Annotated in this window: 19 protein-coding genes; 1 reads left to right on the top strand and 18 read right to left on the bottom strand. The window is 64.7% G+C overall.

What is annotated here, in order from left to right:
- Positions 1-27: 27 nt before the first annotated feature.
- From JN280_RS01815 to JN280_RS01750, 14 genes are all read right to left on the bottom strand, one after another.
- Entirely contained in the window at positions 28-1089 is a 1062-nt protein-coding gene (locus JN280_RS01815; RefSeq protein WP_202309842.1) for a putative urea ABC transporter substrate-binding protein, read from the bottom strand.
- A 434-nt stretch (positions 1090-1523) separates the two neighbouring features.
- Positions 1524-1808 carry a hypothetical protein gene (locus JN280_RS01810; RefSeq protein WP_202309841.1) on the bottom strand — a complete coding sequence of 95 codons (285 nt, stop codon included), beginning with the start codon at positions 1806-1808 and terminating at the stop codon, positions 1524-1526.
- Positions 1809-1958: 150 nt separating this feature from the next.
- Complete coding sequence (locus JN280_RS01805; RefSeq protein ID WP_202309840.1) at positions 1959-2777, bottom strand: bestrophin-like domain; 819 nt, start codon at positions 2775-2777, stop codon at positions 1959-1961.
- A 405-nt stretch (positions 2778-3182) separates the two neighbouring features.
- Entirely contained in the window at positions 3183-3857 is a 675-nt protein-coding gene (locus JN280_RS01800) for a response regulator transcription factor (protein ID WP_202309839.1), read from the bottom strand.
- Positions 3858-4163: 306 nt separating this feature from the next.
- Positions 4164-5441, bottom strand: a complete 1278-nt coding sequence (locus JN280_RS01795) for a BatD family protein (RefSeq protein WP_202309838.1) — start codon at positions 5439-5441, stop codon at positions 4164-4166.
- Positions 5438-6964 (bottom strand): VWA domain-containing protein, encoded by a 1527-nt coding sequence (locus JN280_RS01790; RefSeq protein ID WP_202309837.1) that lies wholly within the window; start codon positions 6962-6964, stop codon positions 5438-5440. Before JN280_RS01790 ends, JN280_RS01795 begins: the two co-directional genes overlap by 4 nt.
- Positions 6961-7941 carry a VWA domain-containing protein gene (locus tag JN280_RS01785; protein WP_202309836.1) on the bottom strand — a complete coding sequence of 327 codons (981 nt, stop codon included), beginning with the start codon at positions 7939-7941 and terminating at the stop codon, positions 6961-6963. The genes JN280_RS01790 and JN280_RS01785 overlap by 4 nt, the downstream gene beginning before the upstream one ends.
- Positions 7938-8411: a DUF4381 domain-containing protein gene (locus JN280_RS01780; protein WP_202309835.1), complete on the bottom strand. Its 474-nt coding sequence runs from the start codon at positions 8409-8411 to the stop codon at positions 7938-7940. The genes JN280_RS01785 and JN280_RS01780 overlap by 4 nt, the downstream gene beginning before the upstream one ends.
- Entirely contained in the window at positions 8408-9394 is a 987-nt protein-coding gene (locus tag JN280_RS01775) for a DUF58 domain-containing protein (RefSeq protein ID WP_202309834.1), read from the bottom strand. The genes JN280_RS01780 and JN280_RS01775 overlap by 4 nt, the downstream gene beginning before the upstream one ends.
- A gap of 8 nt (positions 9395-9402) precedes the next feature.
- Positions 9403-10392 (bottom strand): AAA family ATPase, encoded by a 990-nt coding sequence (locus tag JN280_RS01770; RefSeq protein WP_202309833.1) that lies wholly within the window; start codon positions 10390-10392, stop codon positions 9403-9405.
- Complete coding sequence (locus JN280_RS01765) at positions 10389-11378, bottom strand: HAD family hydrolase (RefSeq protein WP_202309832.1); 990 nt, start codon at positions 11376-11378, stop codon at positions 10389-10391. Before JN280_RS01765 ends, JN280_RS01770 begins: the two co-directional genes overlap by 4 nt.
- 83 nt (positions 11379-11461) lie before the next feature.
- Positions 11462-13048, bottom strand: coding sequence for an arylsulfatase (locus JN280_RS01760; RefSeq protein ID WP_202309831.1), 1587 nt, complete (start codon positions 13046-13048; stop codon positions 11462-11464).
- Between the two features lie 136 nt (positions 13049-13184).
- On the bottom strand, positions 13185-13544 hold the full coding sequence (locus JN280_RS01755) for a response regulator transcription factor (protein ID WP_244742793.1): 360 nt from the start codon (positions 13542-13544) through the stop codon (positions 13185-13187).
- Positions 13545-13691: 147 nt separating this feature from the next.
- Positions 13692-15506: a sensor histidine kinase gene (locus JN280_RS01750; RefSeq protein ID WP_244742790.1), complete on the bottom strand. Its 1815-nt coding sequence runs from the start codon at positions 15504-15506 to the stop codon at positions 13692-13694.
- 351 nt (positions 15507-15857) lie between these two features.
- Between JN280_RS01750 and JN280_RS01745 the strand changes: the two genes are divergently transcribed.
- Entirely contained in the window at positions 15858-16664 is an 807-nt protein-coding gene (locus JN280_RS01745; RefSeq protein ID WP_202309829.1) for a transporter, read from the top strand.
- A 127-nt stretch (positions 16665-16791) separates the two neighbouring features.
- On the opposite strand, the gene fabI is transcribed toward JN280_RS01745, so the two are convergent.
- The 4 genes from fabI to JN280_RS01725 all read right to left on the bottom strand — a co-directional run bounded on the left by fabI (position 16792) and on the right by JN280_RS01725 (position 22143).
- Positions 16792-17580: an enoyl-ACP reductase FabI gene (gene fabI / locus JN280_RS01740; RefSeq protein WP_202314447.1), complete on the bottom strand. Its 789-nt coding sequence runs from the start codon at positions 17578-17580 to the stop codon at positions 16792-16794.
- Between the two features lie 34 nt (positions 17581-17614).
- Positions 17615-18790, bottom strand: a complete 1176-nt coding sequence (locus JN280_RS01735) for an acetate/propionate family kinase (protein ID WP_202309828.1) — start codon at positions 18788-18790, stop codon at positions 17615-17617.
- A 4-nt stretch (positions 18791-18794) separates the two neighbouring features.
- Positions 18795-19754, bottom strand: coding sequence for a phosphate acetyltransferase (locus tag JN280_RS01730; protein ID WP_202309827.1), 960 nt, complete (start codon positions 19752-19754; stop codon positions 18795-18797).
- 157 nt (positions 19755-19911) lie between these two features.
- A complete protein-coding gene (locus JN280_RS01725) occupies positions 19912-22143 on the bottom strand; it encodes a DUF3141 domain-containing protein (RefSeq protein WP_202309826.1) in 2232 nt (743 codons plus the stop codon).
- Between the last annotated feature and the right edge of the window lie 74 nt (positions 22144-22217).

The following is a 22217-nucleotide window of genomic DNA, read 5'->3' as shown; positions in this document are numbered from 1 at the left end:
CTAGCATCGTCATCGCCCTCCGCCTGGTCAGAGCGATCCGGCGGCCGCCTCCGCCATGAAGGCCGGGTCGAAGCGCAGCTTGACATTCTCCTTGTCGCCAAGCGCCGAGCCGTCGGCGAAGCTCATCCCGATAACGTCGACGTTCGGCGCGTTGGTGCCCAAAATGCCGTGGTCGAAGAGGAAGTTGCGCACGAGGTCCATGGTTTTCGGCAATTCCGCGCTTTTGGCGAAGGCGACAGCTTTGGCCGGTTCGTAGAACATCTGTGTCGAGGCGAGCTGCGCCTCGAAACCGTCGAGGTCCGTCCCCGAAGCCTTGGCCATTTCCTCCCTGGCCGCCTTGCCTTCGGGCGTGCCGGACGCCATCAGCGCCATCGCTTCATACCAGGCGCCGACGAGCGCCTTGCCAAGCGCAGGGTTGTCGGCGAGCATTTCGGTGTTGACCACCATCAAGTCGATGATCTCGCCCGGGATGTCGGAGGAATCGAACACCTTGGCCGCGCCGGGCATGGCCAAGATTTCGGAGGCGAGCGGGTTCCAGGTCACGACCGCGGTCACGTCCGACGTTCCGTAAGCTGCCACAATGTCGGCGTCGGAGGTGTTGACGACGCTGAGGTCCTTTTCCGTCAGGCCGACCGTGTCGAGCGCGCGCGCCATCAGATAGTGCGAGACCGACAGTTCGACGAGGTTGACGCTCTGGCCGGCGATGTCGGCGAGCTCCTTCTTGTCCTTCAGGATCACCGCGTCGTTACCGTTGGAGAAGTCGCCGATGATCAGCGCCGTGGTGTCGACGCCGCCGCCGGCGGGGATCGACAGCGCATCCATGTTGGTCATCGAGCAGCCGTCGAAGCCGCCGGCGGTATATTGGTTGATGCTCTCGACATAGTCGTTGATGCGCGTGATCTCGACATTGATGCCGTATTTGTCGGCCCATTTCTTCATGATGCCGCTGTCGGCGATATAGCCCCACGGCATCCAGCCGACATAGATCGACCAGCAGATCTTGAAGTCGGTCTTGGGCGCGGCGAAGGCCGCTGTGGAGGGAATGGCCAGGAGGGCGGCTAGGACGATTCCGGTCAGTCTGCGCAGCATATCTTACCCCTCGTCTGGATCCGGAACCATGTCCGGATATCCTGTTGGGGTCTGCGTGCGCGCTACCGGGAGAAGGTTCGCGCCAGCAAACCCGTGCAGTGTTCTCCCGGGATTTTGGCCCGCCGTGTCCCGCCGGATGCCTCAGCGCACCCGTACGGTCGCGTCTCTCGGACCAGCACCGCCGATGTGCCGGTGCATGATGCGGAAAGCCTGCGACTTTGCCAGATCATGCCGCGGCGGCCGGAACCCTAGACGCTCTGCACAGGAAATAACCAAGCAAGGAATGTGCAAAGCAGGCAGCATCGGCAGGGCACGGGTATTTCGGCGGCTTGCATCGGTCCGGCACGGCGAGAATGCCGGAAATTTCGTCATTCCGCCGAGGGATTGAGCAGAAGCGGGTGAAGCAGAAGCGGTGAAATGGCGGCCCGCAGCGATCAGGGGTCGGGATGGATAAGCAGCCGGTCCAGCCCGATCCGCTTGAGCGTCCCGAGAACCGCCACAACATGGCCGTGCGGCATCGCCCGGACGATCTCCAGCCCCTCTCCCGCCAGCCCCAGCTTGTCACCGTGCAAGACCGCGCGCAGGGCCTCGACCTTCTCCGCCGGCCAATGGCTGAGATTGGCAAGCGTGCGGTTCTTCACCTTATCGCCGTCGCGATAGCTCTCGCGCAACAGCACGGCGGGGGGGCGAATTGCGGTTGGGGACGGTGGGACGTACATGAGAATCTTGGTTCACCGACCCCGTCCCCTGTCAAACGCAATATCAGCCAATACCTCACTACACTACAACGCCAGGGATCGCCCGAAATCCAGCAATCCCGCGGCCTTCAAGCGGGTAAAGTTCGGGCTAGAGATCAGCCCGCCACCGCTCTAAGGCCGTGTCCCCGACGGCGAAGGGATGGAGGTGGTTCCGCCGAAGCCCTGAAGTGTCCATTCATAGACGGTCGTTGCGGTCCGAAGTTGGCCAATACGTGAGGCTGCAAGATCGAGAATGTCGACGATGACAGCCGTCCACATGAGGGTAAGCAGCGCGACCAGCACGCGCGAGGGCTTCTCCTTGAGGCCGAACTGATAGCCCAGGCAAGTCACACTCAATAGAGTCATGCCGATAAGCAGCCAGAACAGCTGCGGGGGAAGCCGTGTCTCGAATGCAAGGCGTTCCTTCGTGCTTGCGTCGAACAGGTCGTTCAGGGCGAGCATCAGCGAATTCGAGATAGCGCTGGGCTGTTCGCGCACGATCGGCGCCAACTGTCCCCACATCTCGGACTGGAGCGCGTTCGTGCGCTGGTTCAATTCGGCGATGGAGGCCCGGCTCCCGCCATGTCGAACGAAGTCCGCGCGCACCTGCGTATATTGCTCGAGCAAGGCGGCGATCTGGTCCGCTTGCGGGCCGCCGATGGCCTTGGCTCTGAGCCAGGCGGTTCCGATCGCATTGGCCTCCATGAGGCTTCCCTCACGACGCTCGTTGAAGCGCGTGTTGGCGAAGGACAGCGTCAGTGCCAGGACGAAAGCCAGCAACCCCAGCATGCCTCCGACGACGATGCCGACCGTCTCCGGCTGGCCGCGGTCCTTGGCCCGGTCCCGGCGTCCGAACCGCAGCCCGATTTCATGGGCGATCAGCTGGGCAAGAAACAGAAGCAGCCCAAATGCCAGAAGGCTGCGCTCCGCGATGAATATGAAAAACGCCATCCCTTGTCCCCGGTCCAGCAGATCGCCGTCAGCCGTCGCGACCAGTTTGGAATATGCCGCGCAGGCACTTGTCAAGCGGGCGACCCTTGGGGAGGCGCGCTACGCGGCGGGGTGCCGGCTTTCGGGGACGCTCGATCCATGCTTTCGCCTCGGCCAATCACCCTGCCGCCATCGCGCCACCGGCAGGAGGACCCCCGTCCGTGGTGCCGGCAAGCGGCCGGATGGCAACGCCGGCGGGGAGGCTTTCCGCGGCACTTGCCGCGGTGCAGCCGGGCAACGCAGCGATCCCTGCCAAGGCTGGAACCAGCGCGCCGCGAATTCATGAAGCAATGCTTTGTTCGACGGGCCTCTTCTGGAGAGCGATCTGGCGCTCCTGCGTGGCCGCCGCCTCTCGACGTCCGTATATCAAACCGGCATGTCGGCGTGATTGACCTTGGGGCCAATCCCGGGCCACGCCATCAGGGGTCCGGAACTGCCAATGGAGGCAACGACCCGCACGAGGTCCGCAACCGTGCGCACCCCCATCTTCCTCATCATACGGGCCCGATGCACCTTGACGGTCTTCTCGACTGTCCCGAGCTCGGCAGCGATCTGCTTGTTGAGGCGCCCTGCCGTGACATGCGCGAGAACCTCGCCCTCTCGCGGCGTGAGGCTCGCCAGCCGCGCCTCGACGGAATGTCTCAGCTCTCCTTCGCGCCGGCTACGGAGGTCGCGATCCAGCGCCTGCGCCACCGCGGCCAGAAGGGCGGAAGCGTCCACGGGTTTGGTCAGGAAGTCCACGGCACCCGCCTTCATCGCCCTGACGCTCGTGGGAATGTCCCCGAACCCGGTGACAAAGATGACGGGCCGGTTGATCCGCCCGGAGAGGAGGGATTGCTGGACGTCCAACCCGTCCATGTCAGGCAAGCTGAGGTCGATGACGGCGCAGCCGTGAACGGCAGGGTCGTGATGGCCCAGGAAATCGCCGGCACTCGCATAGGACCTGACCACATGTCCGGCTGTCGAGAGCAACCTCGTCAGCGACGTACGAACACCCTTGTCGTCATCTACCAGGTAGACGGTAGAAACGCTTCCATCCATGGGCCGGTCCTCACACCGACGGCCAAACCACGGTAGCCCTCCGTCCCCCGCTGTGGCCGTCGTCCAACGTCAGCATGCCCCATGCAACACGGTGCACCGACAGCCCGCCATGTCAGGTGGTATTCCAGGGGCCGCAGTTCAACGCTTCGCAGCGTCCATCATCTCTCCTCATGGGCTTTATTTCAACCTTTCTTTCCGCAAGCTTCATCTGTCAAAGATTCAGTTATTTTAGTCGTTACTGATGGAAATCTTCGGCCACTCTCTTGCTGGATTGGTGGCAGCCGTCGGCTGCGATCCTGGATTCCGTCAACCGTTGGCGACCTCCGGATTGAGAGGCGGAAGTCTGTCGCGGGCGCTGCGGCGAGGTCCCGCCGATGCGCCCTTCACCGCTTCGCTGACGGTACGCCACGCGTCAGACGGAGGCGTCCCTTCGGTTTGGCCGTAGATCGATCGGCCAATTCCGGTCAGGGCCTGATGAATGGGGGCGACCAGGGCCGCGTCGGTGACGGGAGGGCGTGAGGCCCATTCGTCGACGGCGCGCAAAGTCGCCGGATAGTCCCGCTTCCGAATGGCCTTCAACATGGCGTGTTCCGCCCATGCCTTGCTGGCTGCACGTCGGGCCCGGCGGCGGCGATAGGTGTCTGTCGCCCGCCGCCAATACCGGCGGATCAGGAACGCCGACACGGCAAGCACGACGATGCCCGCAAGCCCCGCAGCCGCCAGCGTGATTGTCCGGCGATCGGAGCCGGGTCGGGATGCGGGCGGGCCGTCGACGGATATGTCGAATCCATCCAGCGTCGCCGTCTCGATCTTGCCCGACGTCAGGTTGAACCAGCGCAGTTCGACCCCCGGCACGTGGCCGTTCGCGCCGCCCTCGGCCATGAGTGTCACCTGTTCGATACGGGTTCCCGACAGCAGGCCACGCTCGTCCTTCTCTGAGATCGACGGTTGCCCTGGATAGGCTTCTATCCCCTCGATCCGGATTTCGGGCATCAGTTCGGGCAGCACGATTGGAGATGCGCCCTCCATCTCGGCTGTAACGGTCCGCTTGATGCTCTGGCCGGGCTGCAGTCCCGTCGTCGGTTGCGTGAACTCCTGCGTCAGTTTCAGGCTGGTTGCGGCGATGAACGGATCGAGCCCCTCGGCGCCTTGCGGCAGGACGCCGGCGATCGTGACGGCTTTCGTCTTCAACTCGGCCCGGGCCGCCTCGGAACTTCCCGGAACGGCATAGGTGACGGAGATGCTCTGTGCCGGGATAGCGAAGGTTCCAGCCACCATGGGCGAGATCAGATAGTTCCGCGTCACCCCCGACCATTGTTCGCCGTTGATCCTGCGGCTCGTCGGTCCCGTCGATCGCTCCGGCAGACGCACCCGCAGGTTCGGACCCTCCATCGACGGAAACTCCACCGGCTTCGGCAGCCAGGTCGGCACCAGGACCGTGACGCGGAGGGTCACGTACTGCCCCGGCACCACCTGTGACTTGTCAAGCTCGGTTTCCACAACGGGTTGCTGGTCGGGTTGCTGTGCGTGGACGACCTCCGCCGACATTCCAACGAGAACGAGTAGCAAGATGAGCAGTCTCATTGTCGTGTCGTCGCTTGTCTTGTCGCCGCCTCGATGGCGAAGCGCTGGCGCAGAAAGTCCGCGGGATCGGTATCGACCGTGTTCATCCACTGCTCGGTCGTCAGCAGTGCGTCACCTTTGCCCTGGATACGGGTCTCGGCTCCGCGCGCATCCTTGTTGTCCATGACGATTTCGTCGGCGCCTTCGCCGGCTTCCTCGCCGGTGTCGGATTGCTCGCGGGTCGTTTCGATGTAGTCGAGGATCTCCTTGGCCGTCTTGAGGTTCTCGGCCGCACCCGGATAGTCCGGATCGCGCTTCAGGGTGGTTTCAAAGGCGGCGATCCCGTCCCGGTATTCCCGGCCTTTGATATGCGCCATCCCTTCGGCAAAAGCCGCCGCCGCCGTGTCGAGCCGGGAAAAGACATCCGCTGCCTCGCTGTACTGGCCGTCCCGGTACAGCGACTGGCCCTTCCACATCGGGTCGGCGAACAGTTCCGCGGCGCGATCGTATTCCTTGCGCTGATAGGCGAGGCGGCCTTGCTGGTCCGGCGTCAGGAGCCAGTCGATGACGCCTTCAGCATGGGCGGGAGGGGATGGCATCGCGCCGATCCCGAGCGCAAGAAGGAGCGACCAGCGCATCGTCCAGCCGCGGCGGAACCACAACAGCGCAAGCAGCGCCGCCGGCCAGCCGAGCAGCCATCCGCGATCGTTCCAGGGCTGCGTTCCCTCTTCCGTCATGACGCGCTCATAGGCGGCGTTCAGCCGGCGTTCGAGCGTGCGTACGTCGCCGCCGTCGGGTGTGGCGCGCACGACCGGAACGCTCAGGCGGTCGATACCCGGATCGTTTGCGCCCTCGGGAAGCATCGCGAGGACGGCGAGACTTGCGACATCGGCATTGCCGAGCGCGTCGACATCCGCCGTGTCGACGGCATCGGTCACGAACAATATGCCGCCGGGCACATCCTCCCTGGCAAGGATGTCACGGGCGAGCGCGAGCGCTGCTCCCGCGTCGGCCCCGTCTTCCGGCATGATCTCGGGCGACAAGCCCTGCAGATAGGGTTCGACGACGCCTGGGTCGTCGGTCATCGGCACGACGGAATGCGCCGAGCCCGCATAGGCGACGAGAGCGGTCCGCCCGCCGGCCCGCAGTTTCAGAAGATCCCGGATTTTCTGCTTCGCACGCTCCAGCCTCGTCGGAGCGAGGTCATCGGCGGTCATGGACGATGTGACCTTCAGCGCCACGACAAGGGGTACGGTCTGCGCAACGAAAGGGTCCGGCACGCGCGACCAGGTCGGCCCGGCAGCCCCCAATGCCGTGAGCAACAGGCCCAGGGCCACGCCGTCGATCGCCAGCAGATGCCGCGTCTGGACGCCGCCGACCGTCATGGCCTTGCGCAGATGCGGTGCAATTCTTTCGGTCGCCTGCGCGGGACGCATCGCGCGGCGCCGGACATGGAACCAGATCGCCGCGATCGCGGGAACAAGCAGGAGCCAGGCCGGCCTGAGGAAGTGGAAGGCTTCGAGGAAGAACGAAATCTCCGTCATGCCCGCCCCTTGCGTGCGCTGCCAAGGGCCAGCCAGGCGATGGCCAGTGTTCCGATCAGGGTCGCCGCAGCCAGTGGCAGGTAGGCCAGAGCCTGCCGCGGCCGGTACGACAGGGTCTCGACCTTGCGCGGGGCGAGCTGGTCGATTCTGTCGTACACCTGCCGCAGGCCCTTCTCATCCTCCGCAAAAAAATACTGGCCGCCCGTTCGGCGTGCAATGTCCTGAAGCGTCGCGAGATCGACACGGTTCTCGCCTGCTGCATTCGGATCGCCGACACCGATCGTATAGATCTCGATATTCCGGTCACGCGCGATTTCGGCGGCATTCACCGGGCTCATGCGGCTGGCCGTATCCGTTCCATCCGAAAGCAGGATCAGGAGACGCTGGTCGATGTTGCTGGCTTCGAAAGTGCGGATCGCCAGGCCGATCGCATCGCCAAGCGCCGTGTGCGGGCCGGCTATGCCGACATCCGTCTGGTTCAGCAACTCGCTGATGGTCTGCAGGTCTTCCGTCAGCGGAGCCTGCACATAGGCCTTTGAACCGAACACGACCAGGGCCATGCGATCGCCGTCGCGTCCGGCAATGAAATCGTCGACGACGCCGCGCACGCCCTCCAGCCGTTGCTTCTTGGTGCCGTCCGGGGCAACGAAGTCCTTGGCGTCCATCGATCCCGATATGTCGATCGCGAGGATGACGTCCCTGGCGGACTTGTCGAGTTCGACGGCTTCGCCCAGGCGCTCGGGACGGGCCAGGGCGAGAACCAGCAGCGGCCAGATGATGATGGCCGTCCCCATCTGCAGGCGGCTGCGCGACAACACGACGGCCCCTTCGCCCGGCCAGGAGCCGGCGGTCTCGACGATCCGCCTGAAGAAGGGAAAGCGCAGTGCCGGCACGCGCTCGCGATGCGGCGGCAACAGGAGCCAGAGGAACGGCAGCGGCAACAGGAGCAGCGCCCAGGGGAAAGCCAGCGTGATCATGGCGTTCCTTCCGGACGGTGCCGAAGGATCCAGTTTCTGGCGACCGCGTAGAGCGCCGGCTCCTTCGGCATCGTTCTGTAGGGAGCCGATGCCACCACTCGGCCGGGCCCCTCCAAAAAGTCCCGTCCGGACACCTGAGCGTCGAGGAAGCTCAGCCAGCCGTCGCCGGCAAGCCCGGCCACGTTGCGCCGCGGATAGGCGGCGAGCGCGGTGCGCCGGAGGATCTCCGCGATTGCCGCCGGGTCGTCCCCTGCCGCCTCGAGTTCCCTGACTGCATCCCGACGATAGGCATTGGCCAGGTAGCGTCGCCGCAGGTAAGCCGCGACGATTATGCCGATCGCCAGCAGGATCAGTGCCAGCGCGACCCAGCCCCAGGTCTGGGGCATCATCGAGACCGGCGGCGGCTCCGGCGCCTCGATCAGCCGGCCGAGCAGATCGAGCAGCGTAACGGGTTCGGCCTCGTCGTTCATCGCCGTCGCCCCGGCAGGCCCATGAGCCGCCGCATCTGCTCGACGCTGTCGCCTGACGTCGTCAGCGGCAGGACCGGCACCCCGAGCTGCCTCTGCCAGTCGAGGATTTCGGCCAGCCGGCCCTTCGCCATATCCTTCAGCCGGCGGTGCACCGTCTTGTCGGCGGTGTCGATTTCCGCTTGCAGCGTTCCGTCCGAGACGACCACTTTCACCCCGGCCGGCATCTCCTCGACATAGGGATCCGACACGAGCACCAGCACCAGGTCGTTGCGGCGGGACAGGCCGGCGACCAGCCGGTGCGTCGACGCGTCCACTTCGTCGAAATCGCTGAACACGAGCACCAGATGGTTGCGCGGCGCAATCCGCGCCACGGATTGCAGGACGCGATTCATGGACATCGGCGCCACCGGCGGCCGGTCGGCGTCGAGCTGCCCGTTGGCATCGCTCAGCGCGGTCAGGAAGGCGGTCAGCGACTTTCTGCTGCGCCCGGGCCGGATCTCGGCGATCGCGCTATCGCCGAATACGATCCCTCCCACCCGGTCTCCCTGATCGAAGATGCGAAAGGCGGCAAGCGCGGCGCATTCGGCGGCGGTCACGGACTTCATGTTGAGGACCGACCCGAAGAACATCGACATGCGCTGATCGACCACGATCAGGGTCGGACGGTCGCGCTCCTCCGTATAGACCCGCACGTGCGGCTCACCGGTGCGGGCCGTCACCTTCCAGTCGATGGCGCGGATGTCGTCGCCGGGAAGGTAGCCGCGCAATTCCTCGAAGTTCAGCCCGCGTCCGCGCAGCCGCGAGGCATGCCTGCCGTTGAGCACGCTGCGGGCGGGCTGGCGCGGAAGAAAACTGATCTGGCGGGCACGTGCCTCCAGCTTCCTGAGATGGGCGAGATCGACGTGGATGCGGGTGTCCTCGACCTCGGTCGCGCTCGCCGGGCGCCCGATGCCTGCGCGTGTTCGTGCCGGCCTGTCCCGCATGGTCTCGCTCAGGTCAATGCGACTTGCTTCAGCAATTCACCAACCACCTTGTCCGGCGTCACGCCTTCGCCCTGCGCCTCGAACGTCAGGCCCAGCCGGTGCCGGAGCACGTCGGGCGCGATGGCGCGCACGTCCTCGGGATCGACATAGTCGCGGCCCGCCAGCCAGGCATGGGTACGACCGCATCTGTCGAGCGCCAGCGAAGCGCGGGGGCTGGCGCCGATCTCGATCCATCGCGGCAGGTCCTTGCCGTATTCGGTGGGGATGCGCGTGGCATTCACCAGATCGGCCATGTAGCGCTCGATCGCGTCGGAGACATGGATCGCGCCGATCTCGCGCCTTGCGGCGAAGATGGCGTCCTGCGGAACGGCGGAAGGTTTGGTGGAGGATGCCTTGACATGCTGCGCCTCCAGCGCGGCAATCTCTTCGCCGCGCACCAGCCGGATCACCTCCACTTCGTCTTCCACCGGCGGATAGGTGATGAGCACATGCATCAGGAATCGGTCCATCTGCGCCTCGGGCAGCGGATAGGTGCCCTCCTGTTCGATCGGGTTCTGCGTCGCCATCACCATGAACAGCGGCTCCATCACATGGGTCTTGCCCGATACCGTGACCTGGCGTTCCTCCATGGCTTCCAGAAGCGCGGCCTGCACCTTGGCTGGGGCGCGGTTGATCTCGTCCGCCAGCACGATATTGGCAAAGATGGGGCCCTGCTCGAAGCGGAATTCGCCCTTTTCACCCGACTGGTAATAAACCTCCGTTCCCGTCACATCAGACGGCAGGAGATCGGGCGTGAACTGTATGCGGCTGAACCTTGCCTCCAGATTGTGCGCGAGCGCCTTGATCGCCCGCGTCTTGGCAAGGCCGGGCAACCCCTCGACGAGCAGGTTGCCATTGGCAAGAAGCCCGATCAGCAGCCGTTCGATCACAGCGCGCTGGCCGACGATGGCTGCACCCATGCGGGTGCGCAGTTCCTCGATCTGCTCGCGTGGTGTCATTGCTTGCCCGACCAGATCCGGTTCCAGTCCTTTGCCATGTCGACGACCAACCAGCCGCGCTTCTCGGCCTCGTCCAGGCCCTTGTTCAGCACGCCAACGTGACCTTCGCGGTCATACGCGAATTCGCGCTCGGCGTCGGTGTGATGCACGAGCAGACCGAAGCGCGGGCCTTCCCCTGACGTCGTCCATTCGAGCATCTCGAAGTCTCCGTCCGAATTGCCGGCAGCAAAGATCGGGCGCTTGCCGATATGGCGGTCGATACCGACGGGCTTGCCGGCCTTGTCGTCGATGAATGAGATGCCGCCGAACTTCATGAGGGTCGGCTTGTCGCCCTTCGCCTCGTAGCGGGTGTCGCCCTCGGTGCCGACCACCTGTCCGGGCGGCACTCCGTAGGCTTCTTCGGAAACGGCGCGGATGAAATGCACGCCGCCGCCCGAGACGATGTAAGTGGCGAAATCCTGGTCCCTGAGATAGGTGAGAAGTTCCAGCATCGGCTGATAAGTCATGTCTGCATATACAAGCCCGGATTGCGGACGCTTGGCGGTTGTCAGCCACTCACGCGCGTCGGCCTCGAAATCGCCCACCGACATGCCGGAGTGGGAAACGTCGAGAATCTCGATCAGCCCTTCCTGACCTCCGGCCATCGCGCCCTTCAGATCACCCTTGGCCGCCGCCTTGAGCGTGTCCGAAGTCAGTATGGACGGGTCTTTCTCGGCTTTCTGCTTGAGGCGGTCGAGTGCGTAGAGGGCCTGGAAATAGGCCGGCTGTTCGCTCCACAGCGTGCCGTCATTGTCGAATACCGCGATGCGGTCGGCGGCAGGCACGAAATCATCCGAGACCGGATCGGTGACGCGCTCGACGAATTCGATGATCGCGGCTTCGGCCCGGGTGTCGTTCCAGGAGGGCAACGGGTCGGCAAGGGCGGGTAGCGCGATCAGCAGAACTTGCAATGTTGCGAATGCCGCGGTGACGGATATCTTGGCCATCTTCAGGTTCCCATCGACATGGCTGCAAGGCAGGCAGTGATCGGGACGCCGGTCCCGGCGTCCCGATCGTTGTCCTTGTCGGTTCAGTTGCCGGTTCCGGCCTTGATCTTCGCCTCGATGGCGCTGAGGTTGAACGATCCCGGCGCCTGGCTCGGCGGGTAGTCCTGCATGGTCTGCAGGAAGCGCGCGGCCAGCGCCTGGATCGGCACGAGCACGAAAGCCCGGTCGAGGAACCAGTCGTTGTAGGTATTCGCGTTGTGCTGCGCCTTCTCGAACGGGTCGCGCCGCAGGTTGAAGAGCAGGGGAACACGCAGTTCCGTGAAGGGCTCGCGCCAGACCCCGAAGGCCTCGCCGCGGTTCTCCAGGAACACCACCTTCCAGTCGTCATAACGCGCGGCGACGATCTGGCCATCGTCATTGACGTACCAGAACTCGTGACGCGGAGACTCCTCAGCCTCGCCCGAGAGATAGGCCGTCATGTCGTAGCCGTCGATATAGTTCTTGTAGGTCCGGCCGTTGAGTTCCACGCCGTCGGCCAATTGCTGCTTGATGTTCGGATTGCCGGCGATGGCTGCGACGGTCGGCAGCCAGTCCTCATGGGCGACGATCCCGTTCACGGTTTCACCCTTGCGGAAATGACCGGGCCAGCGGACGAAGGCAGGTACGCGATAGGCGCCTTCCCAGTTCGAGTTCTTCTCGCTGCGGAAGGGCGTCGTGCCGGCATCCGGCCAGGTGTTGTAGTGCGGGCCGTTGTCGGTCGAGTAGAAGACGATGGTGTTGTCGGCGACGCCAAGTTCGTCGAGCTTGTCGAGGAGCTGGCCGACCATCCGGTCATGCTCGACCATGCCGTCGTGATAGTTGTTGCCGCTCGGCCCCGAGATGCCGACATTGTCCTCCTTCACATGCGTGCGGAAGTGCATGCGGGTAGCATTCCACCATGTGAACCAGGGCTTGCCTTCCTTGGTCTTTCGATCCATGAAGTCGACGGCCGCGGCTAGCGTCTCCTCGTCCACGGTCTCCATTCGTTTGCGGGTCAGCGGCCCGGTATCCTCGATCTTGCCGTCGGCAGACGCGCGCAGCACGCCGCGCGGGCCGAAGGCTTCGCGGAAGGTACGGCCGTCGGCCAGCTTCATGTCGCCGGGATAGTCGCGGTTCTCCGGCTCTTCCTCGGCGTTGAGATGGTAGAGATTGCCGAAGAACTCGTCGAAGCCGTTGTTCGTCGGAAGATGCTCGTCGCGGTCGCCCTGGTGGTTCTTGCCGAACTGGCCGGTGTCGTAGCCGAGCGATTTCAACACCGTGGCGATGGTGACGTCGGTTGTCTGCCAGCCCTGCGGGGCGCCGGGCAGGCCGACCTTGGTCATGCCGGTCCGGACCGGCACGTTGCCGCCGAGAAAGGCCGCGCGTCCGGCGGTGCAGCTCTGCTGTCCGTAATAGTCGGTGAAAGACACGCCCTCCGCGGCAATCCGGTCGATATTGGGCGTTCGATATCCCATCACGCCACGGTTGTTGTGGCTGATGTTCCAGGTCCCGATATCGTCCCCCCAGATCACCAGAATGTTCGGTTTCTGAGCCTGTTCTTGCGCCGCGACAGGGTCGGACGGGGCAAGGTAAGCTGCGCCGAGTGTAAACACCGCGGCGCTGAGCCTGGTTGTCAAGGCTGCAAGTTTCATCGATGCCTCCTGATCTACCCCTGCCGGCGCCGCGTCCTCGCACGCCCGCGAAGGGTCCGATGCGGATTATTCAGGTAAGATGACGTCAAGTAAGTTGGACCTTGGGGCAATGCGGCGGGCTGTGAGTGGCAATGGGTCACTCCGAAGCCGCTGTCGCCTCCTCGATCGCCGACGCCACGGCCGCCCGCCCGAGCGGCTTGACCAGATAGGCGGCCGCGCCCGCTTCAAGGCATCTCTCCCGCATCCCGTGCTGGTCGAAGCCGGTCATGATGATGGCGGGGACTTGCCGCCCCTCGTTCCGGAGGCGATGCAGGACGTCCAGCCCTTTCAATCCGGGCATGTTCAGGTCCAGCAAGACGCAATCGGGCGTGGCTTCATACAAGGCGTCGAGGAATTCTTCGCCCGATGCGAATGTGCGCGACTGGTGGGAAAGCGACGTGACGAGCCGGCGCAGTGCACGACGAACCGAGTCGTCATCGTCGACGATGGCCACCACTGATGCAACACGTTCCATTCCCATCCTGTACCACATGCGAGCGGGTCGTCGTAGTTGGCCTTGGGTCCCATGCGGCCGTCGGATCGATGCGCATCCCAGCTTCCTGCCTTGTTCGCCATATGCGCGGTGGCTTGCCGGTTGGTTCTGCTAGACCGGCGGCAGGGTGAGGATCACCCGAGTGCCGGCGTCCTCATGGTCGTCGAAAGCGAGAGTGCCTCCGTGCGCCGATGCGATCGAACGGCAGATGGGCAGTCCGAGGCCCATGCCTGTCGCTCCACCGCTCACGAAAGGCTTGAAGGCCTTATCCTTCATCTCGGGCGAAATTCCCGGCCCACGATCGGAAACCGACAACTGACGTGCACCGCCTGGCAATGTCCGCGTCTCGATCGTGATTTCACGTCCCCCCGGCGGAAGATGACGCATGGCTTCGGTGGCGTTCAGGATCAGGTTCAGCACGATCTGCTGCAGCTGCGCAAGATTGCCGCGGACGGGCAGTTCTTTCTCCTCCCGTCGGAAGTCGACCTGCGTCTGGCGTGCAACCAGTTCGCTCCTCGCCAGTTCCATCGTCGCGGCAACCGCTTTGTTGAGATCCACCCGCTCGAGCGCCGCCTCTCCTTTCACCATGAGCTGCCGCAACTGCGTGATGATGCCGGCTGCGCGCCTGTCCTCGTCGGCGATGTCCTCGAGGATATCCTTCACTTCGTTCAGGTCGGGCGGCTTCATGGCCAGCAGCCGGGCTCCTGCTTCGGCATTCGCGAGGATCGAGGTGAGCGGCTGGTTCAGTTCGTGGGCGAAGGCTCCCGAGAGCTGGCCGAGCTGCGTGATACGCGAAAGATGGGCCAGCTCCAGCCGTTCCAGGGCGAGTTCCTCCTGCGCGATGCGACGGCGCCGGTCAAGGATGACGAGGCCGGCGATCGTGGCCGCCTGGAGCCCGATGACTGCAAGAGCCGCTATGATCTCGAAGCGATATCGTTCCCAAACCGGCGGCTCATGGAATTCGAGTTGCGTGTCCGCGGGAAGAAGGTCGCTACCGATACCCCAGCGTTCCAATTGCCGCCAGTCGACGACCGGCCGGCTGGTCGATGCTTCGGTCCGTCGCTCCGGCGGTGCGCCCGAAATGATCTGGCTGGCAAGGTCAGCCATGTCGATGCCGATACCTTCGAACGTTTCCACGAAGCCACCCACCACGCCGGTGCCGATGAAGGAACTGTAGACGGCATAGGCCGGCGCAACCGATGCCGGAGCGATCTCGGCCGCCGCGTCGCGGGGGATGAAGGAGCGGCCCGCCGCATCCTGGAGTATGGTGAGGATCAGCAGAATCGTATCGGCGGGCAGTCGGTTCGCGACGTCCTTGAAGCCGTCCAGCGTCAGCCCCGAAACATACTCGACGCTCAGTCCGCGATAGTTCCCTGTCAGTTCGTTTCGGGCTCGCGCTTCCCACTGGCGGTCGAAATCGGACGAGCCGGTCATGACGACGATGCGCTTCGCCGTCGGCTGGAGACGCCTCGCCAGATCGATCGTTCCGACCGGGTCGAACCGGCTGACCACGCCCCAGATGTCGGCCGGCAGCGAGAGCGATTTCAGCGTCGCGTCGGTGATCCCGCCAAACACAAGGGGCGCGCCCGGCGCGATCGCGTCGCGGTGCTCGAGCATGAACAGGAGCGCGCCGGGCCCGGCGGCCAATGCGATGTCGAGCGGAATCCCCTTGTACTTGGCCGCCAGGAACTGCGCCTGCCGATCCAGATGGCCCGGACCGGGGAAGCGGACGGAATCGAGATGTTCGCTGTAGAGCTCGATCCGTGTGGGCGCATCGCCGACGAGGCCCTCTCGCAGGCCGCGGGAGACTTCGGTCACGGCGAAAAGGGTGCTCTCGTTCTCGTAGACGATGAGGATCCGCTTGGCAGTTCCTTCGGTGGCTCTGGCTGCGGAGAATTTGCCCGGCGTCGGAGCCAGACAAAGCAACAGGATCAAGATCTGAAAGAAAAGCGGTCGGCGCGACAAGACGATTCCATCGATGCAACGGCTGGCTGAACTTAGCCGACAGGGAGAACGGAAGCCATAAGGGTCTCTCGTGTCCCCTGTTTGACACGGTCATGACCGTTTCCGGGACACACGAAAGAAGCCTGGGGAGGCTATCGGGCCCTCTCGGCGTTCGAACCATTGCTTAATGCCGAAGCTGCGTTGCACCAAGGTCCAACTATCACACCATCCTGCCTGCGCTATCAATTCGGCAAGCAGGGTCGGCATCGCCCGGGCAATTGCTCGGCGCTTCGATCCATGGCACCGTTGCCCGCAAAGAAACAGAGAAGCGCGATGAAGTCGGGTAGAGTTATCCTTGGTCTCTTGGCGTCGCTGACGGTCATAGCTGCCGGCACATCCGCCAGGGCCCAGGAAGCGGACCTCGCCAAGCAGTTGTCGAACCCTGTCGCCTCGCTGATCAGCGTGCCGTTTCAGTTCAACTACGATTCCGGCTTCGGGCCGAATGACGGCGACAAGGTGACGCTGAACATCCAGCCGGTCATCCCGATCTCGCTCAACGAGGATTGGAACATCATCTCGCGCACGATCCTGCCGGTCATCTGGCAGGACGACATCGCCGGCCCGTCCGGCACCCAGTCGGGGCTCGGCGACACGGTGCAGAGCCTGTTCTTCTCGCCCAAGGCACCGGGGCCCGGCGGCATCATCTGGGGTGCCGGACCGGCGTTCCTGATTCCGACAGGCACCGACCCGCTGCTGGGCGGCGACAAATGGGGCGCTGGACCGACCGGCGTGGTCCTGAAGCAAACGGGACCATGGACCTACGGTATGCTGGCCAACCACATCTGGTCATTCGCCGGACCGGAAGCGCGACCGGACGTGAATTCCACATTCCTGCAGCCTTTCGTCAGCTATACCACGGCGGATGCCTGGACCTTCGCGCTCAACACGGAATCCACCTACGACTGGACCAACGAGGCCTGGTCAGTGCCGGTCAACTTCATGATCAGCAAGCTGGTGAAGTTCGGACACCAGCCGGTCAGCCTGCAGGCCGGCGTCCGATACTGGGCCGAAACTCCCGAGGGCGGGCCGGATGGCTTCGGAGCGCGCGCCGCGGTTACGTTCCTGTTTCCGAAGAAATAGGAGCAAACCCACGACAGCCCGATGGGGAAGACCCGACCTCGGGCGCAATCGGCGCATGACTTCACATGATGGGGCCGTCGCAGACGGCACTCGGTGACGAGGCGCCACCGTCACCGGACAGACCGTGTCAGTCCATGATGTGGTATCCTCCGTCGACATAGAGCACCTGGCCGGTGATGAGGCGCGCGGCGTCGTGGGCGAGGAAGGCGGTTGCGGCGCCGACATCGTCTATGTCGACGAGCTCGCGCGAAGGGGCCTTGGACTTTGCCTTGGCGAGGAGCTCGTCGAAGTCGGGGATTCCCGAGGCGGCGCGCGTGGCGAGCGGACCGGGAGAGATCGCGTGTACCCTGATTCCCTTGGGTCCAAGCTCGGCGGCCATGTAGCGGACGGCGGCCTCGAGCGCAGCCTTGGCGACACCCATAATGTTGTAGTTCTCCACCACCATCTGCGAGCCGTAGTAGGTCATGGCGAAGAGCGTGCCGCCATTCTTCATCAGCGGTTCGGCGAGGTGACCCATGCGGATGAAGGACCAGCAGGAGACGTCCATGGTCGTCAGGAAGCCGTCGCGCGGGACGTCGGTGACCCGGCCCTGAAGCGTGTCCCTGGGCGAGAAAGCGATCGAGTGCACCAAGAAGTCAAGCTCGCCCCAGGTCTCGGAAATGCGGTCGAAGACCGCCTCGATCTGGCCGGGCACGCTCACATCCAGCGGCATGAAGATCGGGGCATCGAGGGCCTCGGCAAGCGGCGCGACGTGCGGCTTCGCCTTGTCGTTGAGATAGGTGACGGCGATCTCTGCACCGAATGCGCGGAAGGCACGGGCGCAGCCCCAGGCAATCGAGCGGTCGTTGGCAATGCCGACGATCAGGCCCTTGCGGCCCTCGAGGATCTTGCCGGCCTTGGCGGTGGGGATGGATATGGCGGTCTCATGCGACATGACGATCTCCGGCGATTCAGGTCGGGGCGGCAATGAAGGCGAGCGTGTGCCGGGCGATCATCAGTTCCTCGTCGGTTGGGATGACATATAGCCCGACGCGGCTCGCTGGCGTTGAGATGCAAGTGGCACCGGTATCGTTGGCGGCTGCGTCGACCTTGGCGCCGAGCCAGGCCAGGCGTTCGGCGATGCGGGCGCGGATGGCGGCCGAGTTCTCTCCGACGCCGGCGGTGAAGACGAAAGCGTCGAGGCCACCGAGCGCGGCGGCGAGCATGCCGGCGCTCAGCCCGCAGCGGTGGACGAAGTGGTCGAGCGCCAGGCCGGCATGCGGGTCGTCGCTCGCCAGCAGGTCGCGCATGTCGTTGGAGATGCCCGAGAGGCCCTTGAGGCCGGACTCCTTGTAGAGCAAGTCGGTGACTTCCTTCACGCTCATGCCGCGCTGGTCGATCAGATAGAGCACGATGCCGGGGTCGAGCTGGCCTGGCCGCGTGCCCATCGGCAGGCCGTCGAGGGCGGTGAAGCCCATGGTGCTCTCGATGCTGCGGCCATCTTGGAGCGCGCACATCGAGGCACCGCTGCCGAGATGGGCGACGATGACCCGGCCGGCGGCAGGCGCTATCTCGCGCATCCGTTCGGAGATGTATTCGTAGGAGAGGCCGTGGAAGCCGTAGCGGCGCACGCCTTCTTCGTAGAGGGCTCGCGGCAGTGCGTAGCAGTCGGAATGCATGGCGTGGCCGCGGTGAAAAGCCGTGTCGAAGCAGGCGACCTGCGGCACGTCCGGGTTGATCTCCATGGCGAGCCGGATCGGTGCGAGATTGTTCGGCTGGTGCAGCGGCGCGAGATCCTGGAGATAGGCGAGCCGGTCGAGCACGGCCGCGTCGATCAGGACAGGACCGGAGAAGTCCGGGCCGCCGTGGACGACGCGGTGCCCGATGGCACGCAGTTCGAAGCCGTCCAGGGTGCCGAGCCAGTGCCTGGTCGTGGCGAGCGCGGCGGGCAGGTCGCGGATCTCCTCAGGCGCGTAGCCCTGTTCGACAAGCGCGGTGCCGTCGGCGGCAGCGGCGCCCAGGCGGGGTCGGGTGCCGATGCCCTCGACCTGGCCGCGCACCTGGCGGACCGGTGCGCCATCGACAAGGCCGAAGATCTGAAACTTCAGGCTCGAGGAGCCGGCGTTGATGACGAGGATCGCGTCCATCGGTTCATGCCGCCACTTGGGTGACGCGACGCCGGGCGGCGGCGTAGAGGGAGGCAACGGCGCAGGAGGCGAGGCGCGTGCGCACCGAGTCCGCCCGCGAGGTCAGCACGATCGGCACCCTGGCGCCGAGCACGAGACCGGCGGCGTCGGCATGGGCGAGAAAGGTGAGGTTCTTCGCCAGCATGTTACCCGCCTCGAGGTCGGGAACGACGAGGATCTGGGCGTGGCCAGCCACCGGCGAGGCGATCTCCTTGATGCGCGCTGCCTCGGGGTCGATGGCATTGTCGAAGGCGAGCGGGCCCTCGAGGAATCCGCCTGTGATCTGGCCGCGCTCGGCCATCTTGCACAGCGCAGCAGCCTCGATGGTCGAAGGTATCTTGGTCGTGACCGTTTCCACTGCCGACAGGATCGCCACCCGCGGCTGGCCCAGGCCGACCGCGGTGAAGAGGTCGATGGCGTTCTGGATGATGTCGCGCTTTGCGTCGAGATCGGGGAAGATGTTGATCGCGGCGTCGGTGATGAAGAGCGTGTCGGCGTGGCCGGGCACGTCCATGATGAAGACATGGCTGATCCGGCGCTCGGTCCTGAGCCCGGTGGCCGAGGCGGTCACCTCCCGCATCAGTTCGTCGGTGTGCAGGCTGCCCTTCATCAGAAGTTCGCCCCTGCCCTCGCGGACAAGAGCGACGGCCTGGGCTGCGGCAGCGTGGCTGTGCGGTGCGTCGACGATCTCGCAGTCGGCAAGGTCAAGGTGGTGCGCCTGCGCAACGGCCCGGATCTTTGCCTCGGGACCGACCAGGACCGGCAGGATCAGCCGGGCGGCGGCGGCCTGAAGCGCCCCTTGCAGCGAAGTCTCGTCGCAGGGATGGGCTACGATCGTTCGGGCTGGCTCCTCCACCTGTGCGGCGGCGATCAGCCGGTCGTACTTGGAAGAGACCCTTGACGGTTCCTGCGGGACTTCCGACATGACTGTTCCTCACTCCTGCGAAGGCCGTCCTTCGCAACGCTTCGACGAGACAGACGGGACTGAGCTTGGCATCGGGCCATCCCGAGGGTGCCGGTCCATCTCTTTGTTTCCGATCGGGGCCATCGCCGGCATGGCGCTTCATCCCCGAATTCCTTGTTCAATGCGAAACGTTCGGCTGCGAACCCTGCGCCGCGGATTCACTGGTCGAAGCACCGCTCGTCTCGGATTCGACACGTTCGATCTTCGAGCTCCGCCCCTTGCTTGTTCCGATGGCGAAAAGCTCGGTGATCCGCTTCATCCGCTCCGCTGCAGCGTCGGTCAGCGGCCCGGATGCCGTCAGCACATTGGTAAGCAGATCGAGCGCGTCGCGGCGCTCGTCGCGGCCTTCAGGCAAAAGACCTGGAAGCGCTGCGAGTGCGGCATCCTCGTCGATCAGCACCATGAAGAACTGCTCGCGCAGCAGCGCCTTGAATTCGGCGAGGGTCACTTCAGCGGCGCGGGGGGCCTTTTCGCGGATCCGGCGGATCGCCTCGAAGCTGCGCTCGTCGACCCTGCCGCGGGCCATGCCGACATAGACCATTGAGCGCAGCAGTGCTTCCCGCAGCCCGCCCTGGGTTATGGCCGCCCTGAGTTCCGCGATCCGCCGTTCGACCAGGGCATTGTGGAGCAGGCTCTTCGCTGCCTTGCGCGGCGGGGGCTGCGACCCGGTGTCGATCCCGAGCGCGGCTTGCAGGGCCGGCGCTCCGTAGAGGGCACGAAAAGTCTCCTCCGACAGCCGCTCGGCAGTCTTGCGCCAGGCATCGAGGCCTTCGACGATTTGCTCAGAAGCCTGCTGCTGGAGCTTGAGGAACGGATTGTCGCCAGCGACCGGGCTCCGCTCCTCGCGGACCCGGCCAGCCGCGGTTTCCACCCATGCCATGAAAGGATTGCGCGGGCCGTAAAGCTCGTATTGGAGGCGCAGCGGGTGCATTCGACGCATTGCTTCGGCCACTGGCGGCGTCATCGTCGCTTTGACCCATGGCTGCACGAGGGCGCGATAGAGTGCGAGGTTGATCTCGGAAAGCCGGGCAGCGGCAGCAAAGCGGCGCTCGTCCTCGAGATCGTTGCCACCAAGGGCGCGGATGTCGTCCAGCGTTCGCGGCTCGCAGCGCATCACCCATTCGCCGGTAACGAGCTCGGCGTTTTCGACCGTGGCATCCTTCGGTTCGAGAATGGCTTCGTAGAGCCCGGGCGGCAGCACGTCGACGAAGTCGATGTTGGAGGCGAACTCGTCGTGCTCCTTCTTTGCAACGCCGGCCGAGACGAAGATGCCGAGGTGCCCGATCGTGTCATGGATGGTGTAGACGATCGTCTGGCCGTGGGCGCGGATCTCATCGACGCTGTCATAGAGATCGAGGATCCAATCGAGCGCTTGCTGCGGTGGCGTGATGTTATCGCCCTTCGAGCAGAAGACCACGATCGGCGCGCGGATGTTGCGCAGGTCGATGGCGACACCGTCGGAAGTGCGGACCTCGCCGGCGGCGAGCTTGTTGCCGACGAATAGCTCGTCGACGATCCACTGCATTTCCTCGGCGTTCAGCAGGACGTGGCCGCCCCACCACTTCTCGAAGCCGAGATAGCGTTCGGCCTCCGTGTCGATCTTCGAGTAGAGATTGTACTGTTTGGTCCACAAAGTGTTCGCCGGGTTCTGGTTCTCGAAGTTCTGCACCAGCCAGGCGCCGTCGAAGACACCCTGCCCGAGGTCCCCGGTGAGTGCCGTGAGCCATGAGCCGCCGAGCAGGCCGCCGGAATAGCGCATCGGGTACTGACCCTTCACGCCCGCCCAGTAGGAGAGCGGCGAGCCCGCGACAATGATCGGGCCGAAAAGCTCCGGGCGCAGGGCGTTCACCATCATCATCGCCCAGCCGGCCTGACAGTTGCCGATCACACAGGGCTTGCCTTCGGCCCCGGGGTGGCGATCGATCACGATCTCGAGAAACCGCGCCTCCGCCTGGGCGATGTCCTCGATGGTCTGGCCCGGGACGGGATCGGGCAGGAAGCCCACGAAGTAACACGGGTGGCCGGCCTTCGTCGCCACGCCGATCTCGCTGTCGGCCTTGAAGCCGCCGATTCCGGGTCCGTGCCCAGCCCTTGGATCGACGACCACGAATGGCCGCTTGCGGCTGTCGATCTCGACGCCCTGCGGGGGGACGATGCGCACAAGGAGATAGTTGACGGGGCGCGCGAGCTCGCGGCCGTCACAGACGAGTTCGGCATCGAAGTCGAGCACATGGGGCACGGCTTCCGACGCATGCTCGTCATACTGGACGGCCCTGCGCCGCATCACATCGAGGAAGAGGATGGAACGCTGCCAGGCGTCGAGTCCATAGGAAGCAGCTTCAGCAAGCATTTGCATCTCCGCGACAAGGCACCGGCGGACTGACAAGGCGCCAAGGGACTGTAAACTCCCTACGGTTGATCGCA

This window comes from Mesorhizobium sp. L-8-10 (assembly GCF_016756635.1).
In the GTDB taxonomy this organism is placed as follows: Bacteria; Pseudomonadota; Alphaproteobacteria; order Rhizobiales; family Rhizobiaceae.
The sequence above is the reverse complement of the archived record's forward strand: the minus strand, read 5'-3'. Positions and strand labels throughout refer to the sequence as shown.